The 14121-nt window shown below is 33.5% G+C and carries 17 protein-coding genes; 7 read left to right on the top strand and 10 right to left on the bottom strand.

Annotated elements, in window-relative coordinates:
* Positions 1-133 precede the first annotated feature (133 nt).
* The gene (locus HMPREF3031_RS10330) at positions 134-547 is read left to right on the top strand and encodes a YolD-like family protein (protein WP_083317893.1); all 414 of its coding nucleotides are present in this window, start codon (positions 134-136) and stop codon (positions 545-547) included.
* 72 nt (positions 548-619) lie between these two features.
* On the opposite strand, the gene HMPREF3031_RS10325 is transcribed toward HMPREF3031_RS10330, so the two are convergent.
* Positions 620-796 carry a hypothetical protein gene (locus HMPREF3031_RS10325; protein WP_096754678.1) on the bottom strand — a complete coding sequence of 59 codons (177 nt, stop codon included), beginning with the start codon at positions 794-796 and terminating at the stop codon, positions 620-622.
* A gap of 406 nt (positions 797-1202) precedes the next feature.
* On the opposite strand from HMPREF3031_RS10325, the gene HMPREF3031_RS10320 reads away from it, so the two are divergent.
* The 3 genes from HMPREF3031_RS10320 (at position 1203) to HMPREF3031_RS10310 (ending at position 4292) form a co-directional block, all read left to right on the top strand.
* Positions 1203-2246, top strand: coding sequence for a C45 family autoproteolytic acyltransferase/hydrolase (locus HMPREF3031_RS10320; protein WP_002481700.1), 1044 nt, complete (start codon positions 1203-1205; stop codon positions 2244-2246).
* Positions 2247-2540: 294 nt separating this feature from the next.
* Positions 2541-3590 carry an ABC transporter permease gene (locus HMPREF3031_RS10315; protein WP_061054655.1) on the top strand — a complete coding sequence of 350 codons (1050 nt, stop codon included), beginning with the start codon at positions 2541-2543 and terminating at the stop codon, positions 3588-3590.
* An 18-nt stretch (positions 3591-3608) separates the two neighbouring features.
* The gene (locus HMPREF3031_RS10310; RefSeq protein WP_002481702.1) at positions 3609-4292 is read left to right on the top strand and encodes an ABC transporter ATP-binding protein; all 684 of its coding nucleotides are present in this window, start codon (positions 3609-3611) and stop codon (positions 4290-4292) included.
* Between the two features lie 80 nt (positions 4293-4372).
* Here the strand turns inward: HMPREF3031_RS10310 and HMPREF3031_RS10305 are convergent, their stop codons facing one another.
* The 3 genes from HMPREF3031_RS10305 to HMPREF3031_RS10295 form a co-directional block, all read right to left on the bottom strand.
* Positions 4373-5209 carry a DUF4097 family beta strand repeat-containing protein gene (locus HMPREF3031_RS10305; protein ID WP_002481703.1) on the bottom strand — a complete coding sequence of 279 codons (837 nt, stop codon included), beginning with the start codon at positions 5207-5209 and terminating at the stop codon, positions 4373-4375.
* A complete protein-coding gene (locus HMPREF3031_RS10300) occupies positions 5206-5766 on the bottom strand; it encodes an HAAS signaling domain-containing protein (RefSeq protein WP_002481704.1) in 561 nt (186 codons plus the stop codon). The genes HMPREF3031_RS10305 and HMPREF3031_RS10300 overlap by 4 nt, the downstream gene beginning before the upstream one ends.
* Positions 5767-5914: 148 nt before the next feature.
* Complete coding sequence (locus HMPREF3031_RS10295; protein ID WP_226956295.1) at positions 5915-6400, bottom strand: hypothetical protein; 486 nt, start codon at positions 6398-6400, stop codon at positions 5915-5917.
* Positions 6401-6621: 221 nt separating this feature from the next.
* On the opposite strand from HMPREF3031_RS10295, the gene HMPREF3031_RS10290 reads away from it, so the two are divergent.
* Positions 6622-7185 carry a thioredoxin family protein gene (locus HMPREF3031_RS10290; protein ID WP_002481706.1) on the top strand — a complete coding sequence of 188 codons (564 nt, stop codon included), beginning with the start codon at positions 6622-6624 and terminating at the stop codon, positions 7183-7185.
* 50 nt (positions 7186-7235) lie between these two features.
* Here HMPREF3031_RS10290 and HMPREF3031_RS10285 read toward each other — a convergent pair whose 3' ends face one another.
* The 6 genes from HMPREF3031_RS10285 to HMPREF3031_RS10260 form a co-directional block, all read right to left on the bottom strand.
* Positions 7236-7964 carry a phenol-soluble modulin export ABC transporter permease subunit PmtD gene (locus tag HMPREF3031_RS10285; protein ID WP_002481707.1) on the bottom strand — a complete coding sequence of 243 codons (729 nt, stop codon included), beginning with the start codon at positions 7962-7964 and terminating at the stop codon, positions 7236-7238.
* Entirely contained in the window at positions 7961-8848 is an 888-nt protein-coding gene (locus HMPREF3031_RS10280; RefSeq protein ID WP_002481708.1) for a phenol-soluble modulin export ABC transporter ATP-binding protein PmtC, read from the bottom strand. Before HMPREF3031_RS10280 ends, HMPREF3031_RS10285 begins: the two co-directional genes overlap by 4 nt.
* 22 nt (positions 8849-8870) lie before the next feature.
* Positions 8871-9551, bottom strand: coding sequence for a phenol-soluble modulin export ABC transporter permease subunit PmtB (locus HMPREF3031_RS10275; protein WP_002481709.1), 681 nt, complete (start codon positions 9549-9551; stop codon positions 8871-8873).
* A complete protein-coding gene (locus HMPREF3031_RS10270; protein WP_002481710.1) occupies positions 9548-10438 on the bottom strand; it encodes a phenol-soluble modulin export ABC transporter ATP-binding protein PmtA in 891 nt (296 codons plus the stop codon). The genes HMPREF3031_RS10275 and HMPREF3031_RS10270 overlap by 4 nt, the downstream gene beginning before the upstream one ends.
* On the bottom strand, positions 10435-10815 hold the full coding sequence (locus tag HMPREF3031_RS10265) for a PSM export ABC transporter transcriptional regulator PmtR (RefSeq protein ID WP_002481711.1): 381 nt from the start codon (positions 10813-10815) through the stop codon (positions 10435-10437). The genes HMPREF3031_RS10270 and HMPREF3031_RS10265 overlap by 4 nt, the downstream gene beginning before the upstream one ends.
* 164 nt (positions 10816-10979) lie before the next feature.
* Positions 10980-11171, bottom strand: a complete 192-nt coding sequence (locus tag HMPREF3031_RS10260; protein WP_002481712.1) for an SE1626 family protein — start codon at positions 11169-11171, stop codon at positions 10980-10982.
* 192 nt (positions 11172-11363) lie between these two features.
* Here HMPREF3031_RS10260 and HMPREF3031_RS10255 point away from each other — a divergent pair, with 192 nt between their 5' ends.
* Positions 11364-12659: an aminotransferase class I/II-fold pyridoxal phosphate-dependent enzyme gene (locus tag HMPREF3031_RS10255; RefSeq protein ID WP_002481713.1), complete on the top strand. Its 1296-nt coding sequence runs from the start codon at positions 11364-11366 to the stop codon at positions 12657-12659.
* Positions 12660-13048: 389 nt separating this feature from the next.
* Positions 13049-14074 carry a threonine aldolase family protein gene (locus HMPREF3031_RS10250; RefSeq protein WP_002481714.1) on the top strand — a complete coding sequence of 342 codons (1026 nt, stop codon included), beginning with the start codon at positions 13049-13051 and terminating at the stop codon, positions 14072-14074.
* Positions 14075-14121: the final 47 nt, after the last annotated feature.

Below are 14121 nucleotides of genomic sequence, written 5' to 3'. Positions count from 1 at the left end.
ACGGGATTATTCTGAAAAATGATAATAGTTCAATTCTGAAACGGTTTTCTTCTGCTAAACTATTAATTACAGTTGAAAATACGAACAAGTGTTCGTATAATGAAGTTATCAACTCTTACTCAAGCAGGTGATAGTGTTGGAAACGTCTAAAGAAGAAACAGATTATCGAAAAATTCCACGGGAGGAGCTCGATGCGAATATCCCGATGGGCAGAGGCATGGTGAAATGGGCACCTTTTGCGACATTGCCCGAACAGTTTGAACGTCTGCATCAATATGCGGTAGATCAAACTAAGATAGAACGCCCTATTTTATCTGAAGATCAAATTCATGAATTGAACCAACAGATTCATATCGCATTTCAAGAACAATGTCCCATTCGTGTGCGCTACTTTAAAGGAGGTTGGATACAAACTATCAAAATGATGCCAGACAAAATCAATTACTTAGATCAAGTCTTAATCGGTATCAATCTGAAACAACAGCAGCAAATTAAACTTTCTTTGCTTGATATTGTCCAAATCACATTATGTCATAACGCTTCTTAGCCTTTTAGGCTCATGAAAAAAGCACTTGCTGAATTCAACTCAGCAAGTGCTTTTACATTAATTCTATTACAATTAATTACTGTTGCCTGATTCAATATCAGCAACGATTTCTTTTGTTCTTCTTTCGATATCTTCAAAGTCTTTCTTGAAGATGAAAGCAAATACAGCCACACCTACGCCAACTACAACTGACACGATAAGTGCTAAACTGAAGAAGAATTTAAAAAAGCCTTTAATAAAGTCTAACATTTTGATTTCACCTCTATAAAAATAATCGCCTGCATGCTCTAATAATAGCATACTTAAATTGGTCATTAAAACATATACCCTATATTAAAAAAGCTAAAGCATGTCTAAAGCCATTATACTAAAAAGAGGCTAACCGAAAAAGGTTAACCTCTTAAAATCACAAGAATTACGTATTACGCGCCTCTCCACCATCTGTAAACAGCGGCATATGCTTTATTATAATAATCTTGTACCATATGAATCACCTCTAAACGTAATCTATCTTCGTTTCAAGTGACATTTACAAACCGTATTTACAGTTTTTTCTCTACATATATATTATAATATGGTTTGATTTCCCAAGTCTATTAATAAATAATTACATTCTTGTAACATTATCAAGAGAAACATTAAGGGGTTATTTTGAATGCAAAAAGTACACTCAGATATTATGACATTTCGAGGATCACATTATGATTTAGGTGTTGAAACAGGCAAGTGGATGAAAACAACTAAACTCATGCAAAATAGAGAAAAAGAATGGAAGAAACGCTTACCACGCTTTGATATCGATGTTAATGAAACACATGCAATCTTCCAACAATATGCACCGCAAATTTGGGAAGAATTAATGGGTATGCGTGAAGTGCTTGAATTACCGATTAGACAAATTGTTTTTAATTTTGCACACTATCGCTTTACACCTATTAAGAAAGACAGTGGCTGTACAGTCTTTCTTGGCGACAATTATTTAGTGCGCAATTATGACTATCACCCTGCCACATATGATGGTCGCTATTTATTATATGAACCAAATGACGGTGGATTAGCCCAAATTGGTCCTACTTCTCGCGTCACAGGCAGAATGGATGGGCTTAATTCTGCGGGTCTCGCTATGGGCTATAATTTTATGCATCGTAAACATCCGCAAGACGGGTTTGTTTGTTATATGATTGGACGCTTAATTTTAGAACTTTGTCGTGATACAGATGAAGCCATTCGTTTATTAAAAGAAATTCCTCATCGTAGTTCATTCAGTTACATTATGATGGATAAACATAATCAACACGCGATTGTAGAAGTGACACCTAGAGGTCTAGATGTACGTTATGATCGTACGTGCACTAACCATTTCAAGTTGCTGACGCATGAAAATCGTAACTACACCAAAGAATCTAAAGCACGATTAGCTAAAACTTTAAAACAAACAGATATCCATATGGATAAAATGAAAGCTTTTGAAGTTTTTAATGATCCGCAATATGAAATTTACAGTAAGCTCTTCAGCAGCTGGTCTGGTACTATTCATACATCTATGTATCAACCAGAAACAATGAAAGCTTGGATCAGTTTAGGCGAAAATCAAACACCTGTATGTATTGATTTTAATCAATGGCTTAACCACAACGAACTAGACATTACCTCTCTTCATGGCGAAATCGATACAGACATTGCCTTCGCATCTGAATAATAGATTAAAAGCGGAAAGACACTGTGCTAAAGTCTTTTCGCTTTTATTTTTATCTGCTCTATTAGAAAAAACAAGACTTTACTTGATTTAAGAATATCTTGAAATTCTTTATCCCAATCTAAATTAACTCCCAACCCACTTTTTTTATTAAAAGTATTCGCAAAAAAAGTTAGATACATTTTGTTTTATTTTTCATATTTGAGTCATATAAGTTATAATTGATTAATTAAGTTGATAGTCTTCAATCATAATCAACTCAACATTCAAAATTAAATACTCGAAAGGAGTTCTCCTATGTTTTTAGCTTGGAACGAGATGAAACGAAATAAATTAAAATTCGGATTAATCATCGGTGTGCTGATTATGATCAGTTACCTGCTCTTTTTACTTTCAGGCCTTGCGAGCGGTTTAATTAATATGAACCGTGAAGGTATAGATAAATGGCATGCAGATGCGATTGTCTTAAATAAAGATGCGAATCAAACTGTCGCTCAATCTGTCTTCGATACAAAAGAAACAAAAAATACATTTAAAGAATCCGCGTTACTCAAACAATCTGCCGTTATTGTTTCTAATGGTCAAAAAGAAGAAAATGCCCTCTTATTCGGCGTATCCAAACAATCATTCTTAATTCCTAAATTACTAGAAGGACATAAATTTAATAAAGATAATGAGGTCATCGCAGATGAAACTTTAAAAGATAAAGGGTTTAAAATCGGCGATAAATTATCTTTATCCCAATCAGATGAAAAGCTGAAAATTGTTGGATTTACGGAAAGCGCAAAATATAACGCATCACCTGTATTATTCGGTAATTATAATACAATTCAAAGTATCAACCCGAAATTAACCAAAGATAAAACGAATGCTGTGGTGGTTCGTGACAAAGATTGGAAAGATAAATCACTCAATTCTGATTTAGAAGCGGTCAGCATTGAAAACTTCGTTGAAAATTTACCTGGTTACACTGCACAAAATCTGACACTTAACTTTATGATTACTTTCTTATTTATTATTTCAGCAACAGTCATCGGTATTTTCTTATATGTCATTACACTTCAAAAAACAAACTTATTCGGTGTATTGAAAGCACAAGGTTTCACAAGTGGTTACTTAGCTAAAGTCGTTTTAGCACAAACCTTTATGATTTCTTTAATCGGTACATTAATCGGGTTAGCACTGACACTAATCACAGGTGCCTTTTTACCGAATGCTGTGCCTGTCGCATTTAATCCTGTGACATTAATCATCTATGGACTTGTCTTGATTGTCGTATCACTCATTGGAAGTCTGTTCTCTATTTTAACGATCCGTAAAGTAGACCCATTAAAAGCCATTGGATAAAAAGGAGTGAAAATACTAATGTTAGAGTTTAAAGACGTCACGAAGCGTTTTAAAGATGGTAATAAAATTATCGAAGCTGTTAAACCAACGACAGTACAATTTAATAAGACCGAACTCGTCGGCATCATCGGCCCCTCTGGATCAGGAAAAAGTACGTTCTTGACGATGGCCGGAGCATTACAAACACCGACTGAAGGTGAAATTTATGTGAATGGCCAAGCCATTACACATCTTTCTCAAAAGCAATTAGCACATACGCGTATGAACGAAATCGGCTTTATCTTGCAAGCCACAAATTTAGTTCCTTTCTTAACAGTCAAACAGCAATTTACCTTGTTGAAAAAACAAAAGAAAGATGTGCTAAGTGATGAAGCATTGACTAACTTATTAGAACGATTAGGTTTAAGTGAAGTTCAAAATAAGCTGCCAAGCGAAATTTCTGGCGGTCAGAAACAACGTGTTGCGATTGTCAAAGCATTGTATACAAATCCATCTATTATCTTAGCTGATGAACCCACCGCTTCACTAGATACTGAAAATGCGATGGAAGTCATGAACATCTTAAAGAAAAAAACCAAGGAATTAAATAAAACCTGTCTTGTCGTAACACACGATGAACGTTTAATGAAATTCTGCGATAAAGTATACCAAATGGAAGACGGCGTTTTAGAACAACAACAAACAGAATCCAGCACATTATAATTGAATAAAATATAGACAAAGAAAAAAACGATTTTCATCTAACATTTGATGAAAATCGTTTTTTTATGATGAAACGTTCATTATTCAATTGTGATATTACCTTTATTCGTATAGAATTCTAAAACATTTTCACCCTTACCGACTTTATCATTTTTAAAGTGAGGATTTTTTACCAACTTCTTACCTTCAGCAGGGTTTAATCTTAACAATGTATCTTTCGGCGGATGTAAATAGCTTAATGTAATATTGCCACTTTTCGTTGAGGCTTTAATATCACAAGAATTCGCCATCTTTGAGAAATTGATATGACCCGTACCTAATATAAAAATACTTTCTTTTACTAATGAATGATCTCCACTGATACCGCCAGAATGAATTTTGAAATTGCCGTTTTTTAACGTACTATTTTCAAATGCCAACTTACTGCTCTCTGATTTCATATCTACACTTTCCAACTTGGAATCTTTAATATGTACATCTGAAATGTTATTCCAAATTGTGGTTGTCGCAGCTTGTACACCATCCAATTTAATTGCGCCGATATCTGTTGAAATATTAATATCATTTAATTGTTTCTTTGGTACCTCGACAATCATTTCTTGTTTCGTTCTTTTGTATGGATTAATATTAGGCGCTATTTCATCCTTTTTATCTTCAGAAATTTTAAGGATATGATTATGTTCTGAGAAATTAATAGGACGTTGTCCTTTATATTTAAGCTTCAATTCCTTACCTTGTACAATTTTGATGTCTGCACGATTGCCGCTGATTGAAATATCTTGAATGTCTTTATTATAAAATGTCTTTTCAACACGCTCCTCTGGCAAATTACTTTGATCATGAACAAACCAGACTAAAGTGCCGAGTGAGAAGAAAGCAACAAACGTGATCATGCCAATTAATAAAAGTTTTCTCATGCGCTTATGCTCCCTCTAATCAATTTCAAATTCCAACGTAAATACTTCAGAATTAATTTATAAATCACTTCAACCAACTTGAAGATAAAGACAATAAAGATAATTCCAAGACCTGTGTAACTAAAGGCAAATAGGAAATCGCTGAAAACAAATTGTGAAAATCCGCTCATCACATTCGCTACAAATAAAATGATTGGAGATAATAAAAGTACGAGCGAAGCAAGCAATAATATAATCATAAATATAACCACAAAGAATAATGGAATCAATATGATAATTAAAGATAAAATGCCTAGACCTAACGTAGCGAGAACAGCTTTGGTGACATTTTGTGCGTTCGGCGCATATTCAGCATTCTTGATAGCTTTTTGCGCATAAATTTCTTTCGCTATTTTTTTCGGGCTTTCCATTTCATTTAGAATATCGTGTTCTGAGCGCCCTTCTCTTTCACCTTCGTAGAACACATCTTCGTATTCATACATAATTTTATCTTTTTCGTCTCTAGGCAACCATCTTAATTCACTTTCTAAATCATTTAAAAATGTAATTTTATTCACAATGGCCACCTCCAAAATCTACTTGAATTATACTTTAACTTGCAAAGCTTTTAAAATGTTTCCCCTCTGGCCTAAAGAAAATATTATCTTATGTAAAAAGATGGCCGCTTAAATTGCCTTTCAAGTACGCCATCTTTAATTAGAATTCTCATTTGAAATATTCAATTCGTTTAATTTCATCATCTTGATATAAGACTTTAAGTTTTAAATGATTTTCTTTATCAACGTAATTCAACGTTTTATAACCATTCTTACCTTCTGTTAATTGGTAACTGCTGCCTAGTGCTTGAATGACATCGCTGATATCATCCCCTACTTTAAAGCCCATGTTCGTTTCAATTTGTTTATCCTTAATAACAACCATTCCATTAATTTTATGATGTGCCTTATCAACTTTCACCACAAAATTAGGATGCTTATCATTGTAATAAAACGCAAAGCGGTCGACTTGAATATTATGATTTTCATTAAAACCCTTTGGATTAAATGATTGATTCATCTTCATATTGTTAATTGTCATTTCTGATAAATCAACTGATTTTGTACTACTCATATACCCTGAAATCAATAAAGTTATTACACTTATCGTTGAAAACATAAGTACTGCGACTAATTTATACTTCAAAAGAATCACTCCTTTTTACTGCTCTTTCGTATGTATTTTTCGCACATATTTATCATACTACTATTTTTAGAAATTGCACGGTGCTATTTCACTTATATATTACTTTTTCTTCAAAATATATTAACTACATTTGCAACACTATATAATCTTTAGAATTTTCACAACCTTTCCTTTTAATTCTGAATCATTTGTTGATATAATATTATCAATTAACAAAGGGGGTTTTATCGATGACAAAACTAGAAACATATTTTCAAAATGCTCAAGATTTAGATACGTATATCTCTGAGATGAAAGAAAATCAAGAAGGTCTGCTTAAGATTTATGAAAGTTTTACAGTACCTGAAGATGATTCACGTATCGAACAAGTCAAGCAAAAGTCATATCGTAAAGTACTCGCAATTTCTGAAGATTGGTGTGGGGATGCCATGATGAATATTGCGATCTTAAAACATATCAGCGAATTGTTAGACCTCGAAGTACGCGTCTTTCATAGAGACCAAGACACAGACTTGATTGATCAATATTTAACGAATGGTAAAGCACGTGCAATTCCAATTTTCGTATTCTTAAATGATCAATACGAACAAGAAAATGTATGGGGCCCACGCGCAAAAGCTGCACAAGTCTTCGTTGAAGAAACTAGAAAAAAATTACTTCCAGATAAAGATGATGAAAATTATGATGAAGCCGTACAACAAACTCATGTTGTCATCAGCAACCGCTTCAAAACAGATTCAAATCTTTGGAAAGAAGTTTACAACTCTATCATGAACAAATTACTGAACCCATAATAAAACTGCCGGAAGCTAGAGTACATGAACTAGCATTCCGGCTTTTTTGATTAAATATCTTTTTTTGTAATGTATAGCGTATTAGCAACAAATAAGACAACAATCGAAGCCGTTGAAATAAACCATTGCCAATTACTGAATTTGAAGTCCCCTGTTGTTGTTTTGTTCGTTAAATAACTGAACGGAATATACTTCAATGCTTTTTGGATATCATCTCCAATTTTCGGAATCATAGGTAGAAATGGTTCCGCAAATGGCACAATCAAGACTAAGAATATACCTAACGCATAAATCAATGCTGGTTTTGGTACGATTAACGCTACCAAGAATAACAACAGACCAAAGAATAATAAGAAAATAAAGTAGAACCATAAAATCTGCAACATCTTCTCATCTTTCACATCAGGTCCTTTTGTAACGGCTTGAATAATTAAAACAAGCACATCTAAAAGCACTGTGATTAAAATCGCGATAAATGCGATAGATAAGACTTTCGCAATGAAATACTTTATACGATTGCTCGTTTTGTTTAAATACAATTGAATCGTACCTTGAGAAATATCTCTTGTGATTGTTTTAATCATAAACAGTAATCCAACTATAGAGAAGAACCAGCTGCCCATGGCCATAATAATATCTCCATCTACTTTATGCATTTGTTGATTAATCAATGCTGTCATCCCGATAATTGGAAGTAATGTTAAAATAAGTGCTAAATACGTTAATGGACTTCTTAAGATACTGATAATGTCATGTTTTACGAGTTGGAATAGATTCACTTTTTCTCACCTCTTTGATTAATATTGAAGTACGTATCACGTAATGATTGTTTACGTGTTTCAATGTATTCTGGGAAGACGTCTAAACCTGCAAGTCCTTTTAATAATTCTTTGTAATCTTTGATTGATTTTAATGAAATTTCACCAGAATCTTTATGACTTTGTAAGATACTGAAATGAATCGTCAAATAATCTAAAACCTCTTTAAATTTCTCATCTGATAAGTCTTTTCCTAATTCCAAGACTGTCACATCTGTCGGTGTCCCTTTCGCCATATCCACATCTTGTACAAAATGGCCATCTCTTAAGAACACTGCACGGTCACAAATTAATTCAATGTCTTCTAATTTATGACTCGAAATCAAAATTTTCATATCTAACTCTTTAACTAATCGCTGAATGGTCTCAAGCACATCAATTGAACCATCTGGATCCATACCGTTTGTCGGTTCATCTAAAATTAAATATTTCGGTTTATTCATCAATGACACTGCAATCGCAAGTTTTTGTTTCATACCCATAGAGTATTTTTTAACTTTCTTTTTGATATAAGGCGCCATGCCGAATGCATCAATAATACTTTGTGCATAAGCTTTGTCGTAGCCTTTACCTAAGACTTGCGCAAAGATTTTCAAATTATATAAGCCTGATTTATTATCATAAAGTTTAGGGTGCTCAATTAAATAACCGACGCGTTCATCAGGACCTAAATTTACCTTTCCTGAGTAATTAATAATGTTGCCGTTCATGACTTTCATTAATGTCGTTTTACCTACACCGTTTTTCCCAATCAAACCGACAATACGGCTTTGATCAAATTTAAAATCAATATTATCTAATACCTTGTTAGAACCGTATTGTTTTGTAATATGTTCAAGTTTCATCAAAAGACCTCCTTTTAAATGACTATTGATTTGAATTAATTTTTTTAAGCTGATAAAAATATGTTCCTACAAAAATTACGATACATAATAAGCCAGACCAAAGCACAAATCTATTGATATAAACTTCCACCATTTTGTCTGACATCATATCAAAACGTTCTGTCACAACTGCGATCAACAAGAAACCAATTGCGATTAAAATCGGTACAACAATATTCGCAACAACAATATAGCCCCAATAAGGAATAAAATCCCTTCTGACTTCAGAACTTTTGGGGAAAGCGAGTGCGTGACCCAAAAGGTTAATTGCGATAAATGTCAAAGGCGTCATCAGTTCAATACTATTAATCTCTGCACCTTGCGGCACGTCATTATACACAATCAACACGATTGCACCTGCTAATGCTAACAAAAGTGTTGTTAAATAATGTGTATTTAACTGCTGACGTGCTGAAAAAGGTAAGCTGTGATTGAAGTAATAAGCTTTATTACCGCCTAATTTAAATTGCAATCTGAAGACTTGTCCGCTATCAAAAATAATGATAAACATAACAAGCGCCGCAAAGATATTTTTAATAATAAAACTCCATACTGAATCACCTTTAATCAATGGCAATACAACTGGCGCAAGTATAATCATCAAAACATAAACAATTAAAGTATATTTTCTTAATAGTAAGTTTCTTTTGAGCAATGTCTTCATAACACTTCACCAAGCTTTGCTTCATCTAAGCCACCCTTTTCTACATTAACCATCAATTCTTCAATGGTCGGTTTAGAAATTTCTACTCGGTCACCAAAGATTTCTTTGAAAGCATCCGCTTCTTTCGTTAATCCTACATAACCCGTTTGTTTAATTTTCAAATTGATAATGTAACTTTTTAATTCATCATCCAAGTCTTCAACACTACCACGTATTAATTGGTAATCATCCAACAATACATATTTCGGTTCATTGAAGATAATTTGCCCATCTTTAAGATAAACAAGATGATCTGCGATTTTCTCAATATCTGAAATTATATGTGTTGAAAAGAAAACTGAAACATCTTCATTAATGAGTTCTTCTTGGATGATTTCTAGTACTTCATTTCTTGCGATAGGGTCTAATCCTGCTGTCGGTTCATCTAAAATGAACAACTTCGCATGATGACTAAATGCAATCGCAAAGGAAAGTTTCATCTTCATTCCTGTTGAAAACGTCTTAATCTTCTTCTTAAGCGGAAGTTTAAATCGTTCTATGTAGTGGTGAAAAATATCATGATTCCAATTGCGATACATCGGTCCAATACATCGCTCTACTTTTTCGATTGTCCATTTTTCATTCAAGTATAATTCCGAATAAATAAAACCGATTTGTTCTTTGATTTCTCTTTCTTGTTTCGGCATTTCATGTCCAAGCATTTCAATATATCCAGATTCTCGATGAATCAAGTTCATCAATAAACGAATAATGGTTGTTTTACCTGCACCATTAGCGCCAATGAAACCTGTCACATAACCTTTTGGAACATGAAATGAAATATCTTTAAGCTCGAAGTTTTTATGATGATACGAAAGTGACTGTACATCGATAGCTTTTTCTATCATTCATTTTCCTCCTCATAGATTAATGCTAAGATTTCATTCAACTCTTCAAGCGGCATACCGATTGTTTTTGCTTCTTTTACTAATGATTTCGTTAAATCTTCGATGACTATAAATTGCTTTTCTTTCAATATCGCATTGTCTTGCTCTTTAACGTAAGTACCCTTTCCCCTGATTGTGGTCACAAACCCATCTTTCTCCAAATCTTCATAAGCACGTTTGGTCGTAATTAAACTTACGCGTAAGTCTTTCGCAAGTTCTCTCATAGAGGGAAGATGATCACCGGGAGAAATATAACCTTTGAGTATATTTTCTTTAATCTGCTGCTTGATTTGTTCATATATCGGATATTCACTATTATTCTTAAGCAGTATTTTCATCTAACTTCCTCCCTAATTGTATATACACAGTATACACAGATATAACAGTTTTGTCTATGATTTTTACGTAATCTTTACATAATCACTCAAATATCAGTCTTTCCTGTATATATTGTATATACACAGAAGCAATAAAAAAGTAACTGCACAATGCACTTGTACAGTTACTTTTTACGTTTATACTGTTCTCTTTTCTTCCGATCATTATTACGACTGATAAAAGCACAAATCATGAACATGATGGCCGCTAAAAACATTTTAATACTTGCGCCTTCATCTTCAATAAATTGAAAATAAGCACCAGCTAAAAACGCTAGAATTGCGATAATCACAAAAATTTTAGTCAAATGTTTCAATATTTTCACCTCAAATATAATCAGTATATCAAATAATTATTGGGTATTCATGGTTAGTTTTTCTATTTTTAAGGATACATTTAGAATAATCGACCATATTTTCTGAAAATCGTCGTTCTCTACTTTCTATTTAAGCTCATTCAAGATAATATAGTAATGTATGAAGACTTTAAAAAGTGAGGCGGAATTATTATGAATCCATTAGCGCTTGATTTAAATGAGCAACTTACACAATCTAACCCTGTGATATTGGACATGCTGTCTGACTTAGGTAAACACATGTTTTATCCTAAAGGCATTTTATCTCAATCAGCAGAAGCTAAAGCAACAAAGTATAACGCAACAATTGGTATGGCGACAGATGATAATGGAAAATTATACTCTGATACAATCTACGGTTTATACCAACATCTAGATCCAGATGAAATTTTCCCTTATGCGCCACCGCAAGGATTAGAAACATTACGTGCGTTATGGGAAGAAAAAATTCTAAAAGAAAATCCTGATCTAGAACAAAAACAAATTTCTAGACCTATCGTGACAAACGCATTAACACATGGCTTATCTATTTTAGCTGACTTATTCGTTAATGCTGGTGATACGTTATTATTACCTGTACAAAACTGGGGCAACTATAAATTAATTTTTAATACGCGTCATGGTGCTGATATTCAAACATATTCTATCTTTGATGAACAAAATCGCTACACAACTGATGGTTTTGTTGAAGCTTTAGAAAATTATGTTCAAGACAAAGTCATCTTATTGTTGAATTACCCAAATAACCCAACAGGCTATACACCAACTGCAGATCAAGTTGATGTTATCGCTAAAGCAATTAAAGACTTAGCTGATCGCGGTACTAAGGTGATTACAATTGTTGATGATGCGTATTATGGTCTATTCTATGAAGATGTTTATACGCAATCATTATTCTCAGCATTAACACAGCTTGAATCAGAAAATATCTTACCGGTGAGATTAGACGGCGCAACTAAAGAATTCTTTGCTTGGGGCTTACGTGTCGGCTTTATTACTTTCGGTATTAATGATGAAATTACTAAAGCTGTCTTAGAAGCTAAAGTTAAAGGTTTAATCCGTAGTAATATCTCAAGCGGTCCTATGCCTTCACAAAGTGCAGTTCAATATGTATTGCAACCTGAACATCGTGAAGCGTTTGAAGCGGATGTGCAACGTCACATCGATACTCTACGCGAACGTTATGAAGTCACAAAATCAGTGGTATATGATGAGCAATTTAAAGCTTACTGGACACCTTATGATTTCAACTCTGGTTATTTCATGGCAATTCAAGTTAAAGGTGTTGATGCGGAAGCATTACGTAAACACTTAATCGAAGCATATTCTATCGGTACAATTGCTTTGAACAAAACTGATATCCGTGTTGCTTTCAGCTGTATCGAAAAAGACGATATCCCTCATGTGTTCGAATCTATCGCAAAAGGTATCGCTGACTTACAACAATAATAAATAATTAGTTAAACTCTGATGGACTGCTTAGTCCATCAGAGTTTTTTTATGTATGATCACTTAAAAAAGCGTCTGTTTTACTGCCATAATATGAATTGTCAAAAAATCGCTATAATTTATATAACTCCTCTATTTTACAGTATTAACAGCCCAAAGCTTTGCAAGATTAAAATATAAAAGTATTATCTTGTAGTTGACACAATCAACTAACCGCATTATTATTAAAACATTCTCTAACTGTATAAGACTTTTGAAAAGATGTGATTTTGGTACATTAGTTCTTGAATTCTAAATAATGTTTTCAGAATATTGGTACTACTTATACCTCTTTTGCTATGCAGATAGAATTGCATTATAAAAAATACTATGAATTGGAGGAAGGACCCATGATATCTTTTGAAAATGACTATCTAGAAGGTGCACATGAAAAAGTTTTAGAAAAATTAGTTCAAACTAATTACGTACAGGAGTCTGGATACGGCAATGATACATTTACTGCTGATGCAATCAGTAAAATCAGACAAGCTATCGATATGCCAGAAGCTGCTATTTATTTTCTAGTCGGTGGAACACAAACGAATCAAGTTGTAATTAACGCAATGCTAAACAAATACGAAGGTGTCATTGCCGGGGACACTGGTCACATCAGTGTACATGAATCCGGTGCGATTGAATTCAGTGGTCATAAAGTATTAACGGTACCTTCTGACAATGGTAAAATCACTGCTGATCAAGTAAAAAATTATATTGATGACTTCTATGAAGACTCAAACTATAAACATATGGTTTATCCAGGTATGGTTTATATTTCTTATCCTACTGAATACGGAACCTTATACACAAAATCAGAATTAGAAAGCATCTCAAACATGTGTAAAACATATGAGATCCCATTATACATTGATGGTGCGCGTTTAGGTTATGGTTTAGTCAGTGATGAAGCTGATTTAGATATTAAGGATATTGCCAAATATGCAGATGTCTTTTACATAGGTGGTACTAAAATCGGAGCTTTATGTGGTGAAGCTATTGTCTTCACAAGCAACAATGAGCCGAGGCACTTTACATCTATTGTTAAACAACACGGTGCCTTACTTGCGAAAAGCCGCTTAATTGGTGTTCAGTTTGCTGAATTATTTACAAATAACTTATATTTAGATATCAGTCGACATGCAGTGGATATGGCAATGCAATTAAAACAAGCATTTGTTGAAAAAGGCTACCAACTCTATTTAGATTCACCAACCAATCAGCAATTCTTTATTATGAACAATGAAACAATTGAAAGATTGAGTGAATATATAAAATTCACTTGTTGGGAGAAGTATAACGAGACACATAAAATCGTACGTTTTGCGACCAGCTGGGCAACACGTGAAGAACATATCGCCTACCTTAAAGCACATATTTAAGTAAAATTTATCAAAAAAGGGCTCTATACTATTTAGGACTGGTGATA

The organism is Staphylococcus sp. HMSC072B07, assembly GCF_001815505.1.
GTDB classification, from domain to species: Bacteria; Bacillota; Bacilli; order Staphylococcales; family Staphylococcaceae; genus Staphylococcus; species Staphylococcus simulans.
Note: the sequence above shows the minus strand (reverse complement) of the source record. Positions and strands in the feature narration are given on the sequence as shown.